We start from the raw sequence: 17,894 nt of genomic DNA on the forward strand, positions 1-17,894 counted from the left end.
AATATAACAATGTAGAAATGTACCAATGTAACAATTACCAGACATTTATTGGTAAACTGTTACATTGATACATTGTTAAATTTGAAACCATGAGTTTAGAAAATACAATAAACGAAGCTATAAAAACAGCAATGAGAGCCAAAGACAAAGTGGCTTTGGATTCTCTGCGTGCTGTGAAATCTCAGATATTACTGCTTAAAACGGAAGCTATCGGAGCTGAAGTAACAGCAGAACAGGAAATTGCTATTCTTCAGAGAATGGTAAAACAACGTAAGGATTCTTACGATCAATTTACTGCACAGGGAAGAAATGATCTTGCAGAAGTAGAAGATGCTCAAATGAAAGTTATTGAGCAATTCTTACCTAAACAGCTTTCTGCTGAAGAATTAGAAACAGAAATTAAAAATATTATTTCTGAAACCGGAGCTGAATCTGTTAAAGATTTAGGGAAGGTAATGGGAGTGGCATCAAAAGCATTAGCCGGAAAATCAGACGGAAAAAGTATTTCTGAGATGGCTAAAAAGCTCCTTTCTTAATGGTGATATGTTTTTAAACTTAATTTCATTTCAAAGTTTAAAAACGCTTCTCACTCCATAACTATAGGATATACAACCTTTGCATATCGATTTGATTAGAAGCCCGGAACTGTTCAGTTCCGGGCTTCACTTTCTTTGGATATTAAAGTTTGTTAATCAGTTTGATTCTAAACTGAAAGAGAATTAAGCTACTACCATATTTCAGAGAGTATTTAAGTGATTGATTGCTTGAGGGAAAGCTTCAAATGTTTTTTTCACGGTCGTTTGTTTTTCAGAATCATTTCAAATTTAATAATAATATTTTATTATTCCTAGTGTTAATTCACTTTTTTTAGAATATTATTACAATATTAATACTTGGTTAATTTTATATGACTAATCAATTGATAGTTTTTATATATTGAACAAACGCAAAGAATTGCTTAACTTTGTACAGATAAAAAACAAAATATATGTATCCAACAGATTTAGTAATGCCTATGAAGGCAGAGCTTACAGATAAAGGTTTTCAGGATTTAACAACTCCTGCTCAGGTAGAAGATGCGTTAAAACAATCCGGAACCACATTATTGGTCATCAACTCCGTATGTGGTTGTGCTGCAGGTGCTGCAAGACCGGGAGTAGTATACTCTTTAACGGGAGACAAAAAACCAGATCATCTAACAACTGTATTTGCAGGATTTGATACTGAGGCTGTAGTAGAAGCAAGAAAACACCTTGCTCCATTCCCTCCAAGTTCTCCATGTGTAGCACTTTTCAAAGATGGTGAGTTAGTTCACATGCTGGAAAGACACCACATTGAAGGAAACCCTGCAGGAGCTATCGCAGCTAACCTTCAGGCAGCTTACGATGAATATTGCTAAGAATCAATAAACTAAATATCAAACCGTTACAAATTTTGTAACGGTTTTTTTATTTAATCACGTAAAAAATTTTCTGAAAATTCAAATATCATTATATTTGTTGAAATGGCAACCAAAGCACTTTTCAATACCGTAGTCAACTGGTTCATCCGTCAAAGGATTGACCAGATACAGAATTTCATGGACCATCCTATTGAAACCCAGAAAGGTATACTCTTTTCTCAGTTGTTTCATGCGGAGGATACGGAATATGGTAAACTATACGGATTCAATTCAATATCAAGTTATCAGGATTTTAAAAGCAAAGTTCCTATTGTTAGCTATGAAGAAATGGAACCTTTTATTGAGAAAGCAAGACAAGGCCATAAAGATGTAAGCTGGCCAGGTCTCATAAAACATTTTGCCAAATCATCGGGTACCACCAATGCTAAAAGCAAATTTATTCCGATCTCTGCAGAAAGCCTTGAATACTGTCATATGAAAGCCGGAAAAGATATGGTTTCTATCTACGCCAACAACCATCCTGAAAACCAGCTTTTTAATTATAAAAACTTACGTTTAGGCGGAAGTTCTGAGCTGTACGCTGATTTCAATACAAAATTCGGAGATCTGTCTGCTATTCTCATTGACAACCTTCCTTTTTGGGTAGAAATCACCACCACTCCGAGTAAGAAAGTTTCTTTGATGGGAGAATGGGAAAGTAAGCTTAAAGCAATCACCTCCGAAGTAAAAAATGAAGATGTAGGAAGTATTCTTGGAGTACCAAGTTGGATGATGGTTCTTCTTCAAAGGGTATTAAAGGAAACTCATGTAGAAAGTATTTCTGAGCTGTGGCCTAATTTAGAGGTGTTTTTTCACGGTGGAATCAGCTTTAAGCCCTACAGGGAACAATTCAGACAGATCATCGGAAAAAACATCAATTACTACGAAATTTACAATGCTTCCGAAGGCTTCTTCGGTATCCAGGACAGATCAGATAGTGATGAGATGCTGCTGATGCTGGATTATGGAATATTTTATGAGTTTATCCCTATGGATCAGTTTCATTTTTCAAATCCGAAAGTCGTAAGTCTGGAAGATGTGGAAGTAGGGAAAAACTACGCAATGGTAATCACCACCAATGGAGGATTGTGGAGATATCTGATTGGCGATACCGTTGTCTTTACCTCGATCAATCCTTTCAGAATAAAAATAACAGGAAGAACAAAACATTATATCAATGCTTTTGGGGAAGAACTGATGATCACCAATGTGGAATCTGCCCTTTCAAAGGCCTGCGAATTAACAGGAGCACAAATCACAGACTTTACAGGAGCTCCGGTTTTTATGAAAGGAAATGAAGGTGGTGCCCACGAATGGATCTTTGAATTCAGTCAGCATCCTGATAATCTGGATCATTTTATTGATGCTTTTGATAAACATTTAAAGACCATCAATTCAGACTATGAAGCGAAAAGATACAACAATATGACTCTTAAAAGACCGATTGTCCATATTGCAAAAGAAAATCTGTTCTATCACTGGCTGGAAGCTAAAGGAAAGCTAGGTGGACAAAATAAAGTACCAAGGTTAAGCAATGACAGAGAATATATTGATCCATTATTGGAAATGAATAAATAAGAGAGAAAGATTCCTAACTCTCAATTGAATATAAAAAAGCCGTAATTCTATTGAACTACGGCTTTTATTATTTATTTGCTTAAATCTTCTTTTACTTTTTTCGCGGCTTCTTCTACTTTTGAAGCTCCTTTTTTAGCAGCTTCTTTTGCATCCTGCCCTACTTTGTTAGCTTCAGTTTTGATATCCTGTCCTGCTTTGTTAAGATCTTGTTTTGTCTTATCTGCAGTGGCATCAATCTTATCTTTCGCCTTCTGAGCAGCGGCATCAATCTTATTGCCTGCTTCATCTACTTTAGCCTTAACGTCTTCTTTCGCGTTGTTGATTTTTGCAGTATCCACAACGTTCGGTGTTTCGGTAGTAGTAGTTGTGGTTGTGGTAGTAGACCCGTCAGGATTTTCTACCTGTTCTGTTTTTGTTGTTGATTTTGTACATGCTACAGTGAATATTGAGATCACCACTGCAGCTAAAATTTGTTTTTTCATATTGTTTATTTTTTAATGGAATTTAGATTTATTCTGATTTGATTTCCGGTGTTACCGGTTTTTCTGTTGCCTTCAGTTTCTTTTCAGCTTCTGCTTTTTTCTTTTCCTCTTCCTGTTTCGCTTTGGTTTCCTTTTCAAGCTCTGCTTTAAGCTTATTTTCTTCCTCCTGCAGCTTTCTAGCCTGTTTTACAGAATCAAGATACTGAGGAGAGGACATTCTTATTTTTCGTGCAATATCCACTGAAACAGCTCCTGTAGAAAAGGAGTCAACAGCAGTTGTATCATAACGTACTCTCACCTCCTGTTCAGCCCCAAAACCCGGAGATTCTTTCTTGGAACACGCAGTAAAAAGAATGGTAAAAACAAAAATCGCAGCCAGTAAATTTTTCATAGAACTAATTTAACAGAAATTCTGCAATTACAGGATAGTGATCCGATAATTTCACAGATTGATCTACTTTATAGCTTAAAGGAATGATTGATTTTGAAGTGAAGATATAATCAATCCTTAACGGGACTTTATAATCATGAAAACTGCTTGCACTACCCTTTCCTGCTACCAAGAATGCATCCTGGAGATCTTTTCCAAGATTATAATACTCGTATGAATTAGGAACAGAATTAAAATCTCCTGCCAGGATAACAGGATAAGGAGATAAATCTATCATTTTTCTAATTCTTTTTACCTGATCTTCATGTGCCTGAAAGGTCGGTGTCATATGAGAAAGCAATGTTGAAACATTTCCCAAACCTAATTTATCAAGTTTCGTAAACATCGATTTATGAAGCCTGAAGGGTTCAAGATACACATTAATAATTCTGATTACTTTCCCATTAATGTCTATATCAGCATAGAATGAATTTCCGCGAGCCTTTTCATCAATAAGTTCCGCTTGTCTTACAATTTTATGCTTAGTTTTAAGAATAACTGACGGATATTTTATAAGATCACGTTTTATAACACGGTTTGTATCTTTTTCCTGTACCAGAATAATGTCTGCATCCTGTGCTTTGATATAATCTTTTACTTTATCCCAGCCATACTCTCCGTATTTCACATTAAAAGTCAATACTTTAATATCCCGTATTGTTTTTAAATTTTCTGTTTTGGGAGAAAAGTTCACCCATCGTCTGATCGGATTGTAGAAAATAAGTGTACCCAGTGCAAAAGCAATCGCAATTTTTTCTTTTTTTACGATCCAGATCAGTGTAAGAAGCAGGTGTGACAGGATCAGATAAGGAAAACCAAGAGACAGAAGATTCAGGTTGCCTAAAATATTAGGTGGAATCCATGCATTCCCCAATGTGCATAACAGCAATACAGCAATAACGATATGTATAAATAGTAATATCTGGTTCGACTTCATGAAAAAACGGTCTTGGTACGGTTTTCTTTCAACAAAAATCCTACCAAGCAGATAACTTTAACTATTTTTATGATTATTTGCCTTCCGTAGAAAACTTAACTGTGACAGGATAATGATCTGAAATACTTACAGAACGGTCAACTTTATAAGATATTGCCTTTACAGTTTTGGAAGAGAAAATATAATCTATTCTAATGGGGAATTTATAATCGTGAAAACTGGTTGCACTTCCTCTTCCTGCTTCCACAAATGCATCTTCAAGCCCGTCTGATAAATGATAATATTCGTAAGAATTGGGTACAGAATTAAAATCACCCGCTAGAATTACAGGATAAGGAGAATTGTCAATAGCTTCACGAATAAGTGTGACCTGATCCTGATGTTTTTTAAAGGTGGGAATCAGCCTTTTAACAACATCTTTTATTTTTTTTTCGTTAGTATCTGTATTTGTGTTAAGCTTCACCATATCTTTTTCGAAGCGGAAAGGATGAAGGTAAACATCAATAAACCGATATATCCTTCCATGAATTTCTATATCAACCTGTAAACCGGGAACCTTAATGCTTTTATCTTGTGGTTCTATAACCTTTTGACTGATAATTTTATGTTTGGTCAGAACAGTTGTTCCAAAAGGTGGATTAGCTTTTTGGTATCCATCAAAATTATATACGATCCCTGCATCCTCCTGCAAAAGAAGAACATCTGCATCCAGAGAGTTCAGATAAGGCCCAATAGCATCACTTCCTCTTCCCCCAGCATTGGTATTGAAAGAAACCACTTTTATTTCGGAACCTCCTTTCCTATCAGAATAGTTAACCCAACGTTTTACAGGATTTATGAATGCTAACCCTGCAAACATAAACACAAATGCCCTTTTTTTCCAGCTGAATACCCAGAAAACTGTTAGAATCACATATACTATAATAAGCACAGGAAAACCTAAGGAAAGCAGATTAAACCATGGAAAAATCTTTGGAGGTACATAAGCATTCAATAAAGTACCCAACAGCAGAAATAAAATTCCCAGATGGACAATGAATACGATAAGTCGGAAAATCTTCACAAAATTATTTTAATTGAAACGGTACAAATGTTTTTTCCAAATTCTTGCCAGCAGCCATCCAACCAAAGCACCACCAACGTGGGCAAGGTGGGCAATACCTCCTCCATTTCCAGAAACCCCAAGGTATATGGAAACCACAACAATGATGGGTAAGAGGTATTTTACTTTCATAGGAACAGGGATAAACATAATTCCGATTTTTGCATCCGGATACAATGTAGCAAAAGCAGCTACTACTCCGAAAATTGCTCCGGAAGCACCCACCATTGGTGTTGCAACAATAGCCTTAAAGCTTTCCAGTAATTCTTTTTGTTTAAGAATGGAACCTGTATTTCCTGTAAATTCAACACTTGCTCCGGATAAATAAGCATTTACATTGAACCCCAGCTGATCCAGTTCGTGGGAAAGCTGCTGCACTTCGACAAAATTCCATAGGTTAAAAAGGAAGAATGCTCCCAGGCCACTTGCAAAGTATAGAATCAAATATTTTTTATCCCCTAATGTCTGCTCCAGAATTGGTCCAAAGCTGAAAAGGGTCATCATATTAAATAAAATATGCATGATACTTCCATGCATGAACATATGGGTAATAACCTGCCACGAATGGAAAAAAGGTGAGAATGGATAAAAACCTGCGAGGTAACCAATCATCTGGTTTCCCATAAAGTAAGTAGCAATAAATACTATAACATTGATGATAATAATATTTCTTGTGATGGGCGGTATATTGTTAAACATATTCTTTAAAATTTGTTTTTAAAGTCGTTAAACGGAACTTCATAAAAGCATCTTTTACCGTCCGGTAAAAATTCCGGGAAGCCTAATGCTGTAAAGTCTTTAATCAGTTGTTCCGCATCTTTTTTATAAATAAAGTCAAATCTTGACTTCGACTGCATTTTATTCCATTGGTTATGGTAATACTGCAAAAATTCTTCTTCTGTCTTGTAGTCGAGGATCTCAAAAAGGTTTTCCAGGAACTTCATGGCCTGGGTTTCTTTCAATCCTTCAGGAAGTGAATCTATTCGAAGTACACTTTCATGAGCAATTTTCATGTCAAACCCTAATTCCGGAAGATATTTTTTGATTGAATTGTACTTTGTCTTTTCAATTTCATTCATATGATACTCCAGAGAGAAAAGAAGAGCATGACTGTTTGTATTGGATTTTCTGGTAGATTTATTTCCTTCAGAAACCAATAGTCTGTGCATTCTTCCCAAATCCAGCATTAAGGTGACATCTCCTTTGTTGAAAAGCCAGTATCCATTAGGAAGTCTCATCAGATCTTCATCAAAATCCTCATCTTCAAACAGGTTAATTTTTGAAGGTTCTGCTGTAATATTCTGATGATACATTTCCGTAAGATTCTGGATTTCCTCCGGATGTACTACGTTTTTTTCTTCCAGAAACGGATTATAGTCTTTATCTACAATAATTTCAGGCATTTTAAAAACCCCGCCGCTGGACCCGCCTCCATTTCCTTTGCTGGGAATCGGCTTATTCATCATCTCATCCAGTTGGGGATCTCTATCAAAATCTAGGCTTGGAGAAACATTATAAATTCCTAAAGATCTTTTTATAGTTGAACGAAGCAAAGCAAAAATAAGATGCTCGTCCTCAAATTTCACTTCTGTTTTCTGTGGGTGAATATTGACATCTATTTTCTCAGGATCAAGTTCCAGGAAAAGGAAAAACGAAGGTACATATCCAGGTTGAAGAAGCCCTTCAAATGCTTCCTGTACGGCTTTATTGAAGTACGGACTTCTGAAATACCTCCCATTCACAAAAAGAAACTGTTCGCCTCTTGCTTTCTTGGCACCTTCAGGCTTGGCAACAAAGCCATGCAGTTTACACCAGATAATATCCTCTTTAATAGGAATTAAAAGCGGCTGAAGCTTTCTTCCGAAAACATCCACAATACGCTGCATCTGGCTTCCTTTTCTCAACCTGAACACAGCTTCGTCATCATGGAACAGTGAAAACTCAAGGTTCTCATGAGCGAGTGCAACACGTTGAAATTCATCAATTACGTGTCTGAATTCAATATTATTATTTTTCAAAAACTTCCTTCTTGCAGGAACGTTATAGAAAAGATTTTTTACTAAAAAATTTGATCCGTCTGCTGTCTGAACCGGGTCCTGAAACTGGAAAACTCCTCCTTCGATATAGATATTGGTTCCAATCGAAGTATCCTTCTGTTTCGTTCTGAGCTCCACCTGTGAGACCGCTGCTATAGAAGCCAGTGCTTCACCACGGAATCCTTTTGTAGCAATCTTAAAGATATCTTCTGTTCCTTTGATTTTGGAGGTAGCATGTCTTTCAAATGCCATGCGGGCATCTGTTTCGGACATTCCTTTTCCGTCATCTACCACCTGGATAAGGTTTTTCCCGGCATCTCTGATGATCAATTCAATCTTCGTTGCATCGGCATCAATAGCATTTTCCAAAAGTTCTTTCACGATGGATGCAGGCCGCTGCACCACCTCTCCTGCTGCAATTTGGTTGGCTACATGATCCGGTAAAAGCTGAATAATATCTGACATAAAAACGTAAATCAACTTACAAAAATAGTCAATGGAAACGGGAATTAAAATACTAAAATCGTGATTTAATATTTAATTATCAACATTTTTACCTATTTATCCCCAACCGATTTTTTTAATGTTTGTAATGAAGGGCGTTAGCAAGTTGATGCGTCTCATCCGGAAACTTTTATTTTAACAGTCATGAAAATATGATTAAAAACAATAGAAATACCGATCCAGAAGTTGATTTTTCAGAAAAACACCCCTATTTCATAACAAAATAAGGGCATTTACAGCTAGTTTATACAAAAAATTAATAGTGTGTTTTTCTATTTTAATCCTCAAAGACAAGCTTTCTTTTCTTCTCTCTTTTAGGAATACCGTGGATTTTCTCATACAGATAAGCAAAAATATTGGGCTTTCTGTAAATCCTGTTGTATCTGTACTTCGTGTTGAAGTGACGGATATGAATTTTATAAGCATCGTACCCGATGACAATCAGAAGACATATACTGATGACATAGAAGACTCTGAATTCCAGATAATAGTATGTCAACCCTGAAAATACAGCTCCCATTACATAGGCAAGCATAATACTCATCAGAAGTTTTGCTCTGCCAATCAGTTCTCCGTTTCTCCTGTATTTTTTCTGGGTAAACATGGATACCAGAATTCCCAGGTCGGTAGTTGTTCCCGTAAGGTGGGTTGTTTTTACAGAGAAATTGGAGATACTTGCCGTTAAACCGTTTTGCAATCCTGTCGCGAAAAGCATCAATGCTACTAGATATTCTGTCTCTTCTAATGTTTTCTGATAATAAAACTGCCCGTATACACCTACAAAAAGGAGACATATGATTTCCAGCACAATGGGCATGGAATGGGCAAAATATTTACTTTTCTTATTAAAATTGATGACAATGAAGTTGGACAGAAAGCTTCCGAAGAAGAACAAAAAGATCCATCCTCCTACAACTCCTACCTGCGTCCAGTTTCCTTTACTGATTTCCGCTGCTAAAATTGCGTAGTGTCCCGTTACGTTCGATGTAAAAGAAAGAAATATTAATAGGGAAGCAATGTTTATAGTACCTGCTGTGAAGGCAGTCAGCGTCCCCAATCTGATATTGTCTCCCAGTGTCCTGCTGTTACTATAATTTCTTAACATTTTTAATCGTTTTTAAATTGTGTTTAATCTTTAGACCTCTACAAAGATCTCTGCCAGTCTTCCTCTTTCCGGAAGCTTTTCTCTTACTTCGATGGTAATTTCATGAGACTTCAGCTCTTTGCATTTTTTGATATAAGGAATCAGATCAAATTTGCCTTTTCCTTTGCTTTTAATAGATGGAGCATAGTAAGCTTCCTCAATATTTTCCGCCTTTACATATTGATTGAATGTTCTTTGGAAACTTCCTGTAAACACATCACAGATGATTTTATTAACCAGGTGAGGATATTTATTACTGATAATTCCAAAGGCATCGCAGAATTCTGTAGGTCTTATTTTATTGAAAACAGATGTTTTGGTACTGAACAAAAGATCTCTGATAGAATCTCCGGAATCATACCCGGAAGTCAGAAGAATGTTATATTGGTTTTGATCTTCAGCGGCATCTTTCTCTTTAAGTACTTTTTTCAATATATTCAATGACTCAAGAGAGTAATCTGTTGCAATTAAAATTGTTTTAGTCATGTTCTTATTATTTTGTATTGTGTTTATCTTTTTTGATGATACAAAACTAGAACGACCATATTAGAAGATCTTTGGAATGGAATTAAAATGTGATTAAAGAGATTAAAATGAGATTAGAAAATTGTTAAGAGCCCTTAATATAGGAAAGAATCAGGATCAAAAAAAGATATAAACATTTGTTTTTCAAAACAAAACAAATGAAAAATAAGTAAAAAATGCTAGAATAGAGATTCTTATTTGTTTATCTCTTCGCCTTTCTGCATGCTATAGAAATTCGGGAACTTCATCTGTACGGTTGTTCCCTGATTCTCGTGCGAGCTTACAATCAGTTCACCATGATGCATTCTTACGATGTTTCTCGCTAATGGAAGTCCGATTCCGTAGCCTTCATAATTATTGGTATTAGAAGCCCTGAAGAACGGGTCGTAGATTTTGTTCATTTCCACTTCAGGAATTCCAATACCGTTGTCTTTTACAATGATGTACACATCCGAATTGGTTGCTCCCAGAGAGACTTTAACCTGTTGGAAATTAGAATATTTACAGCCATTACTGATGATATTGGCTACTGCAAGATGCAATAACTGCTCATTCCCTTGTACTTTCAGTTTCTTCGGGTTATCGGGAAGCATACTGATATCCAGATAGATATTATTCCGGGAATCAATTCTTCTGAGCGTTTCTATAACGTCCCAAAGCAACTGATCAATTCTTACCTTATCCATTTTCTGGATTTTCCCATCGAATCCGGTTTGGGCAATCATTAATAAGGCTTTGATCTTTTTATCCAGCTTTTCGGCTTCATCCAGAATAATTCCCAGGGTTTCTTTATATTCATCCGCTGTTCTGCTGATAGAAAGGGCAACATCGGCTTCTCCCATAATAGAGGTAAGCGGAGTTCTCAATTCGTGGGAAACATTTCCAATCAGGTGATTCTGGGTTTCGAAAGAAGTTTCAATGCGGTTGAGCATATCGTTGAAAGTATCCACCAGTTCGTTAAGTTCTTTATTATCAGGCTGAGACTCCAGTCTTAAGTGAAGGTTTTCAGAACTGATCTCCTTTACTTTTCCAGTGATTTTTAAGATCGGTCTGAATAAAGTTTTAGATAAATAAAAAGAGAAAATCATACTAAAGAACAGAGACAGTACAATGCAGGTAAGCAGTGTTCGTTTTAAAAAACCCAGATAATAAACAACATAATGGTTTTTAGCAGAAGCAATAGCAATATAATCTTTATCATCATATTTGAAGCTCTGTCCTATATAATAGAATTCTTCATCATTATAATTGGACTCTCCTTCCTTGATAATATTTTTAAAGAAGTATGAAGGAATATGAATTTCCTGAGATATTTTTTTGAAATTGGAATCTGTAGGAACGGCAAAAACATAGTCTTTTTCCATTGGAAGTTCCTCATCATTCAGGCTGTTGAGAACATAATTTTCCGGAAGGTCGAGATGATCTTTGCTTTTTTCGATCTGAACAATCGTTGCTGTCCTGATCTTGAGCAGTTCATAAAATCTCTGGTGTGAAAAATTAACAATTGAAAAGTACACCAAACCACTGAACAGCAAAATGATGGCGGTAAAAACCAACATCAAGAGTACCATCGTTTTGGTTTGATTTGTAATGACTCTGTTAAACATTCATTATGTCTTTTTTAACACATACCCCATCCCTATCACGGTATGAATCAACTTATTATCGTCCTGGCTATCCAGTTTCTTTCTTAAATAATTTACATAAACATCTACTACATTGGTTCCCAGCTCGTAATTAACGCCCCAGACGGCATCCAGAATTTCCGCTCTTGAAATTACTTTTTCAGGATTATTCAGGAAGTACAGCAGCAGTTTATATTCTGTGGAAGTAAGAGAAATCTCTTCTCCGGCGCGGGTTACTTTCTTGGTATAATCATTTACCATCAGATCCGAAAACTGGAATACATGTTCATTATCAGGCTCCGGTTCGGCAATTTCCTGTGGACCGTTGTTGTTACTTCTCCTTAGTAAAGACTTTACACGGGCTACCAGTTCAATGAATTTAAAAGGCTTCACCAGATAATCATCTCCACCACTTTCCAATCCGAGAACGATGTTTTCAGAAGTTCCCAAAGCAGTCAGAAATAAAATCGGAACACTCTGATTGGTTTTTCTTATTTCTTTACACACGTCCAGACCATTCATTTCCGGAAGCATAATGTCTAAAATTACCAGATCGAAATCATTAGCCTGCACCAGCTGCACTCCTGTACGCCCATCAAAAGCTACAGAAATTTCATATCCGTTTTCCTGAAGTCCCTTTTTAATAAAGGACACCACACTGGTTTCGTCTTCGATAAGAATAATTTTTTTCATAGATGAAATAAGGAGTTTTACAAAAATAGGGAAATTTTCTTGGGGAGAAAAAGTGAAAGAATCCGGGGAAGCAAGCAACAAATAATAATTTTCAATGAATTGATTCCCTCCTGTATCCAAACTCTATGGAATAATATTACCTTTGTTTGAATATAATTCAGGTTAAATTACACACAGTATGAATGACTTTTTAATAGGTATCGGCAAGAGATTAAAGGATATTAGAAAAAAGAATAATTTAACCATTAATGAGCTGGCCTTCAAAGCGAATGTAAGCAACGGACTTGTTTCCAGAATTGAAAACGGAAGAACGATTCCTTCACTACCTGTGTTATTGGATCTGATTCAGTCGCTGGAGATTGATGCCAGTTATTTTTTTGAAGGGGTTGAGAAAAAATCCAACGCCAAATTCATTTATGTTCCGAAAGAAAGCCAGCAAGTCATTGAAAAAGAAGTAGAAGCTGAAGGATTTAAGTATATGCATATCTTCAGCAAGAGTCTTCATTCTTTAGGTTTTGAAGCTGTTTTACTAACTCTTGAGCCCAATTCTAAAAGGGAAAAAGTAATTACGGATGCGTGGGAATTCAAATATATCCTGAAAGGAGAAGTAAAATACGTAATTGATAATGAAGAAGTCATCTTAAAAGAGGGTGATTCTTTGTATTTCAACGGAAAATTTCCTCATGTTCCGGTAAGCATCAGTGATGAAAGCTGTGTGATGCTTGTTCTTTATTTTTATACGGCTTAACTATTTCTTTTGTTATTTTGCTTTTGTTATTCTGAATGACAGGTCAAGAATAGATTCAGTCCAAGTGTATGTAATGCTTCATCAGCGAAAAGTAGCAGCCTTTGATTCCTTAAAAACATACTGTTTCAATCATAAAACTTAGTGTCTAAAATATCATCTACTTTAATCATTATCCTTTAATTTCTGATTTTCAGGCAACACAAAAGTTTACAAATATGCAACTTTCATTTTCCTGTTTTCTTCCAAGATGAACGAAATATGAATTAAAAAAGGCCCATTTTCAACTGATTTCAATTCTTATTATTTTTGGTAAATATTTACTAAAAACTTTGAAACATTCACTTCAAAGCTTGTTTTCCTGAATTTTCAAAGGTTAACTCCTATTGGTTTTAAAGTAAAAAAAGCGTAACAAACCGGGCTTATTTGTTAAACAATACTTAATACAAAATATTTATATATATTAAAATTATTAGCGTGATTTGCATAAAAAATTTAATATATGTAAAAATGAAAACAAATTTAGAGAAATTATTCACCCTTGTTTTTGTCTGTTTCATAGTCTTTGTTACAGCGCAGAAGCAGTTAATTATAGGAACTGTGCTTGACGACAGTCAGCCTCTCCCCGGGGCCACAGTCAAAATAAAAGGCTTATCTAAAAATATAACGACTGATATTGAAGGGAAATTTACCATCAACGATATTAAAGAAGGTCAATATACTTTACAAATCAGCTACATCGGTTATGAATCTTCAGATATCAATGTAGATCTTAAACCGGAACAAACGGTTGACTTAGGAATTATCAAACTATCCCAACCGAGAAAAAATATTGACGAAATTGTCGTTACCGGAACGTTAAAAAATACGGAAGCCAGAGCTTTAAACCTTCAGAAAAATGCCATTAATATCACCAATGTCATTGCTTCTGACGGAATCGGAAAGCTACCGGACAGAAATGCAGCAGAAACCGTACAGCGTGTGCAGGGAGTTTCTATTGAAAGAGACCAGGGAGAAGGAAGATTTGTTTCCCTGAGAGGACTTCCGCCATTCTGGGCATCCACAACCATTAATGGAAACAGACTTCCCACCGCAGAGGAAGAAACGACTTCCAGAGCAACGGCATTTGATTTCTTTCCTACAGAACTGATCTCCTATGTACATGTAAACAAGTCTTTTACCCCAGATATGGAAGCTGACGGGATAGGCGGCGGTGTCAATTTTATCACCAAAACTCCACCGATGAAAACAGAGTTCAAAGCTACTGTGGGAAGCGGTTATAATGCAAAGTCTGATAAAGGAGTTTACAATCTTGGATTTTTGTATGGGGGAAGAACGAAGAATAAAAAGTTCGGGTATTTATTCAACTTTGCGCATTTCATAAGAAACTGGTCTACAGATAATTTTGAGGCTAGAAGAAGTGGCGATGAAGGAGTTTTCAGACTGGAACTTCGTGATTATAACGGAGTCAGAAAAACAACAGGGATCAATACTGCTTTTGAATATGTATTATCTCCAAAAACAACCTTCTATTTAAAAGGAATGTATGGTACTTTATCAGATGATGAAACCCACTATAAACACAGAATCCGTTTTGATAAATTCAGCAGTGTTAATAATACAGCAAGAGTAGAGCTCCAGAATATCCACAATTTACTGATAACAGAACTTACTTCTGTTTCTTTGGGAGCAGTTCATAACTTAAATAAAGGAAAAATCGACTGGGATCTCTCTTATTATGACAACAAATTTAAGTACGGCAATATTCCTGATAAACAGAACAATTCTTACTACGTCATCAAGTATACTCAATCTGGAGTAGGCATCAATCCTGATTATATTTCAAATCATGGAAATGGTCCGAGAGCATATTGGAAAGCTGACGGTGGAAAATTAGATTATAAAAATCCGGATGCTTTATTTGGTTTCTACAGTGACCCGAACTTTAAAATGGATGCTTCTCAGATGAGATTTACAGATCTTGAATTTTATAAAGTCTTTGTGGAGGAAAAGGATAAAATCGTAGCGGCTTTCAACCATGAGATCAATGCTTCTGATAAACTGACTTTAAAATATGGTTTTAAATACAGAGATAAAGAACGTAATGCAAAATTCTCCGATATTTTCTACAACTGGAGCAGTGGAACAGCCCCTCTTCTATCAGATTATTCACAATATCTCACAACACAGCCCAACGGACCGAAATATTTAAGTGAAATGAATGCCCATATCGGCAATACTTTTGGTCCGGTACTTTCAACCACAGGAATGAACCAGTTTTGGTATGACAACCAGGGAAATTTAAAAATCAATACTGCTGATTCCGAAGCATTGCAATATAATAAAGCATTAGGAAGAAACTTTGATGTGTTTGAAAAACATGCAGATGCTTACGGAATGGCAACCTATAAACTGAATGATAAAATCATCATTTTAGGAGGAATCAGGTTATCCAATACCAATACTAAAGTAAGAGGATACAGCGTGAATGATGACGTACTGACACCGGTAGAAAATACTAAAAACTATCTGGCTGTTCTCCCAATGATTCATTTAAAATATACGTTAAACGATAAAACCAATCTTCGTTTTGCTGCGACAAGAACTTTCTCAAGACCTAATTTCGGAGATCTTACTCCGGGCGGAACTTATATTGAAGCAGATAACGAGTTCAAAGGGGGAAACCCAAATCTTAATCCTACCTATTCTTTGAATTTTGACCTGATGGGAGAATATTATTTTTCCAACGTAGGGATTCTGAGTGGCGGTGTTTTCTATAAATCGATTACTGATCCTATTTTCCAGGACTCTTTTATCGGAAATTACAACGGAATCAATGGCGTACAATTCACAGCTCCTAATAATGGGAAAGCAGCATGGTTAGGAGGAGTTGAGTTGGGAATTAATAAAAGATTTGACTTCCTTCCAGGGTTTTTACAATACTTTGGAGTACAATTGAATGCCACCTTCATGACTTCCGAAATGGAAAAGCCAGGCGGAAGAACGGTAGCACTTCCCTACCAGGCAAAAGAATTGTACAATGCGCAGCTTTTCTTTGAGAAAAAAGGATTCAATGCAAGACTGGCTTATAACTACAAAGGAAAGTATGCTGTAGAATACGCTGAGGAGGATATCAATGATTCTTATTATGGTAAATACAGCAATCTGGATTTCGGAGGTTCTTATCAATTTACCAAATACCTGACTTTGTATGCGGATGTGAATAATATTCTGAACAAACCACTGATTTACCACTTCGGAAAAAGCGAAGACCGTCCTGAACAGGTGGAATATTATGGAGTACGTTTCAATCTTGGAATAAAACTGAACTTCTAAACCATTACCATGGCCAGAACCATCAATAAAAAAACACTGGTAACACTGAAGGCCGCATTTGCTGCTTTCGGTGTTTACTTCTGCATGTACGGTTTCAGGAAACCTTTTACCGTAGCTTCCTTCGAAGGGCTTTCCTATTTCGGAGTAGATTATAAAATTCTGATTATCATTGCCCAAGCTATTGGATATTTTATCTCGAAATTCATCGGGATCAAATTTATTTCGGAACTGAAACCTGAGAAACGAATCGCTTATCTCTTTACTTTCATTGCTATTGCTGAGCTTTCCTTATTAGGATTTGCAGCCGTTCCTGCTCCTTACAATATTCTCTTCATGTTTATTAATGGTATTCCGCTGGGAATGATCTGGGGAATTGTTTTCTCTTATATTGAAGGACGAAAAACCACCGAAATCATAGGATTATTTTTATGTTCAAGCTTTGTGGTTTCTTCTGGTTTTACAAAATCTGTAGGAAAATTTCTGATGGATACTTTTTCCATTTCAGAATTCTGGATGCCTTTTTCAGCAGGACTTATTTTCATTATTCCTCTGATTCTTTTCGGATTATTGCTTGAAAGAATTCCCAAACCTTCAGAAGAAGATATTTTGCTTAAAAATAAGAGACAACCGTTGAATGGTAAAGAAAGAAAAGCCCTGATCCAACAGTTTTTTGTTCCAATTGTGTGCATCATATTTTTATATATCAGTTTAACCGTTTTAAGGGATTTCAGAGATAATTTTAATCGTGAAATCTGGGACGGACTGAACTTTACTTTTGACAGTTCTATTTTCACTTTAACGGAAATTCCTATCGCCGTAATGGTTCTGGTAATTTTAAGCTTTATGGTAAAAGTAAAGAACAATAAAAAGGCATTTGCCTATTATCATTACATTCTTTTTATGGGAATTCTTACGGTAGGGCTTTCTACGTATCTGTTTCAGCATGGTTCTCTGTCACCTTTTTTATGGATGACGGTTTCAGGCTTCGGAATGTACATTTGCTATATTCCTTTCAATGGAATTTATTTTGACCGGATGATTGCCGCTTTTGAAATTAAGGGAAATGTTGGTTTTCTGATCTATATTGTAGATTCTTTTGGTTATCTGGGAAGTGTTCTGATTCTTTTGTATAAAAACTTTGGCTCGGCCAAGACTTCCTGGTTGCATTTTTATATCCACTTAAATTATATCATTACCATAGCGGTTTTCGTTCTTTCCGTGATTGCTTTTCTGGCTTTCAGAAAAAAGTCAAAACCCAACTCTAAATCTAATCAATTCATAAATTTCGATACGTCGAAAATTTTATAAACTATAGT

The 17,894-nt window shown here is 36.0% G+C and carries 16 protein-coding genes; 6 read left to right on the forward strand and 10 right to left on the reverse strand.

The window, feature by feature from the left end:
• Positions 1–89 precede the first annotated feature (89 nt).
• From PZ898_RS14505 to PZ898_RS14515, 3 genes are all read left to right on the forward strand, one after another.
• Entirely contained in the window at positions 90–536 is a 447-nt protein-coding gene (locus tag PZ898_RS14505) for a GatB/YqeY domain-containing protein (protein WP_062672649.1), read from the forward strand.
• 452 nt (positions 537–988) lie between these two features.
• Positions 989–1,399 carry a BrxA/BrxB family bacilliredoxin gene (locus PZ898_RS14510; protein WP_027372869.1) on the forward strand — a complete coding sequence of 137 codons (411 nt, stop codon included), beginning with the start codon at positions 989–991 and terminating at the stop codon, positions 1,397–1,399.
• Between the two features lie 105 nt (positions 1,400–1,504).
• Positions 1,505–3,019: a GH3 auxin-responsive promoter family protein gene (locus tag PZ898_RS14515; RefSeq protein ID WP_062672651.1), complete on the forward strand. Its 1,515-nt coding sequence runs from the start codon at positions 1,505–1,507 to the stop codon at positions 3,017–3,019.
• Between the two features lie 71 nt (positions 3,020–3,090).
• Here the strand turns inward: PZ898_RS14515 and PZ898_RS14520 are convergent, their stop codons facing one another.
• The 10 genes from PZ898_RS14520 to PZ898_RS14565 all read right to left on the reverse strand — a co-directional run bounded on the left by PZ898_RS14520 (position 3,091) and on the right by PZ898_RS14565 (position 12,497).
• Complete coding sequence (locus PZ898_RS14520) at positions 3,091–3,501, reverse strand: hypothetical protein (RefSeq protein ID WP_120232267.1); 411 nt, start codon at positions 3,499–3,501, stop codon at positions 3,091–3,093.
• 28 nt (positions 3,502–3,529) lie between these two features.
• The gene (locus tag PZ898_RS14525) at positions 3,530–3,892 is read right to left on the reverse strand and encodes a hypothetical protein (protein WP_062672654.1); all 363 of its coding nucleotides are present in this window, start codon (positions 3,890–3,892) and stop codon (positions 3,530–3,532) included.
• A gap of 4 nt (positions 3,893–3,896) precedes the next feature.
• Positions 3,897–4,868 carry an endonuclease/exonuclease/phosphatase family protein gene (locus PZ898_RS14530; RefSeq protein ID WP_062672656.1) on the reverse strand — a complete coding sequence of 324 codons (972 nt, stop codon included), beginning with the start codon at positions 4,866–4,868 and terminating at the stop codon, positions 3,897–3,899.
• A gap of 73 nt (positions 4,869–4,941) precedes the next feature.
• A complete protein-coding gene (locus tag PZ898_RS14535) occupies positions 4,942–5,931 on the reverse strand; it encodes an endonuclease/exonuclease/phosphatase family protein (RefSeq protein WP_277693616.1) in 990 nt (329 codons plus the stop codon).
• A gap of 9 nt (positions 5,932–5,940) precedes the next feature.
• Positions 5,941–6,669 (reverse strand): rhomboid family intramembrane serine protease, encoded by a 729-nt coding sequence (locus PZ898_RS14540; RefSeq protein ID WP_120232268.1) that lies wholly within the window; start codon positions 6,667–6,669, stop codon positions 5,941–5,943.
• Between the two features lie 5 nt (positions 6,670–6,674).
• Positions 6,675–8,471, reverse strand: coding sequence for a DNA mismatch repair endonuclease MutL (mutL, locus tag PZ898_RS14545; RefSeq protein WP_277693617.1), 1,797 nt, complete (start codon positions 8,469–8,471; stop codon positions 6,675–6,677).
• Positions 8,472–8,787: 316 nt separating this feature from the next.
• On the reverse strand, positions 8,788–9,615 hold the full coding sequence (locus PZ898_RS14550; RefSeq protein ID WP_062672662.1) for a YoaK family protein: 828 nt from the start codon (positions 9,613–9,615) through the stop codon (positions 8,788–8,790).
• A 30-nt stretch (positions 9,616–9,645) separates the two neighbouring features.
• Positions 9,646–10,140: a hypothetical protein gene (locus tag PZ898_RS14555; RefSeq protein WP_277693618.1), complete on the reverse strand. Its 495-nt coding sequence runs from the start codon at positions 10,138–10,140 to the stop codon at positions 9,646–9,648.
• Between the two features lie 233 nt (positions 10,141–10,373).
• On the reverse strand, positions 10,374–11,786 hold the full coding sequence (locus PZ898_RS14560) for a HAMP domain-containing sensor histidine kinase (RefSeq protein WP_062672666.1): 1,413 nt from the start codon (positions 11,784–11,786) through the stop codon (positions 10,374–10,376).
• 3 nt (positions 11,787–11,789) lie between these two features.
• A complete protein-coding gene (locus PZ898_RS14565; RefSeq protein ID WP_062673733.1) occupies positions 11,790–12,497 on the reverse strand; it encodes a response regulator transcription factor in 708 nt (235 codons plus the stop codon).
• Between the two features lie 178 nt (positions 12,498–12,675).
• Here PZ898_RS14565 and PZ898_RS14570 point away from each other — a divergent pair, with 178 nt between their 5' ends.
• The 3 genes from PZ898_RS14570 to PZ898_RS14580 all read left to right on the forward strand — a co-directional run bounded on the left by PZ898_RS14570 (position 12,676) and on the right by PZ898_RS14580 (position 17,886).
• Entirely contained in the window at positions 12,676–13,245 is a 570-nt protein-coding gene (locus PZ898_RS14570) for an XRE family transcriptional regulator (RefSeq protein WP_120232272.1), read from the forward strand.
• Positions 13,246–13,752: 507 nt separating this feature from the next.
• Positions 13,753–16,578, forward strand: a complete 2,826-nt coding sequence (locus PZ898_RS14575; RefSeq protein WP_277693619.1) for a TonB-dependent receptor — start codon at positions 13,753–13,755, stop codon at positions 16,576–16,578.
• A 9-nt stretch (positions 16,579–16,587) separates the two neighbouring features.
• Positions 16,588–17,886, forward strand: a complete 1,299-nt coding sequence (locus tag PZ898_RS14580; RefSeq protein WP_277693620.1) for a DUF5690 family protein — start codon at positions 16,588–16,590, stop codon at positions 17,884–17,886.
• Positions 17,887–17,894: the final 8 nt, after the last annotated feature.

Source organism: Chryseobacterium sp. WX (assembly GCF_029542485.1).
In the GTDB taxonomy this organism is placed as follows: domain Bacteria; phylum Bacteroidota; class Bacteroidia; order Flavobacteriales; family Weeksellaceae; genus Chryseobacterium; species Chryseobacterium cucumeris.

What these genes read in the sequence shown, in the direction of transcription:
- PZ898_RS14525 (WP_062672654.1), bottom strand. Translation starts at nt 3,892, where the DNA reads ATGAAAAATTTACTGGCTGCGATTTTTGTTTTTACCATTCTTTTTACT.
- PZ898_RS14555 (WP_277693618.1), bottom strand. Translation starts at nt 10,140, where the DNA reads ATGACTAAAACAATTTTAATTGCAACAGATTACTCTCTTGAGTCATTG.
- PZ898_RS14515 (WP_062672651.1), top strand. Translation starts at nt 1,505, where the DNA reads ATGGCAACCAAAGCACTTTTCAATACCGTAGTCAACTGGTTCATCCGT.
- PZ898_RS14540 (WP_120232268.1), bottom strand. Translation starts at nt 6,669, where the DNA reads ATGTTTAACAATATACCGCCCATCACAAGAAATATTATTATCATCAAT.
- PZ898_RS14575 (WP_277693619.1), top strand. Translation starts at nt 13,753, where the DNA reads ATGAAAACAAATTTAGAGAAATTATTCACCCTTGTTTTTGTCTGTTTC.
- PZ898_RS14560 (WP_062672666.1), bottom strand. Translation starts at nt 11,786, where the DNA reads ATGTTTAACAGAGTCATTACAAATCAAACCAAAACGATGGTACTCTTG.
- PZ898_RS14530 (WP_062672656.1), bottom strand. Translation starts at nt 4,868, where the DNA reads ATGAAGTCGAACCAGATATTACTATTTATACATATCGTTATTGCTGTA.
- PZ898_RS14570 (WP_120232272.1), top strand. Translation starts at nt 12,676, where the DNA reads ATGAATGACTTTTTAATAGGTATCGGCAAGAGATTAAAGGATATTAGA.
- PZ898_RS14505 (WP_062672649.1), top strand. Translation starts at nt 90, where the DNA reads ATGAGTTTAGAAAATACAATAAACGAAGCTATAAAAACAGCAATGAGA.
- PZ898_RS14510 (WP_027372869.1), top strand. Translation starts at nt 989, where the DNA reads ATGTATCCAACAGATTTAGTAATGCCTATGAAGGCAGAGCTTACAGAT.
- PZ898_RS14520 (WP_120232267.1), bottom strand. Translation starts at nt 3,501, where the DNA reads ATGAAAAAACAAATTTTAGCTGCAGTGGTGATCTCAATATTCACTGTA.
- PZ898_RS14565 (WP_062673733.1), bottom strand. Translation starts at nt 12,497, where the DNA reads ATGAAAAAAATTATTCTTATCGAAGACGAAACCAGTGTGGTGTCCTTT.
- PZ898_RS14580 (WP_277693620.1), top strand. Translation starts at nt 16,588, where the DNA reads ATGGCCAGAACCATCAATAAAAAAACACTGGTAACACTGAAGGCCGCA.
- PZ898_RS14550 (WP_062672662.1), bottom strand. Translation starts at nt 9,615, where the DNA reads ATGTTAAGAAATTATAGTAACAGCAGGACACTGGGAGACAATATCAGA.
- mutL (WP_277693617.1), bottom strand. Translation starts at nt 8,471, where the DNA reads ATGTCAGATATTATTCAGCTTTTACCGGATCATGTAGCCAACCAAATT.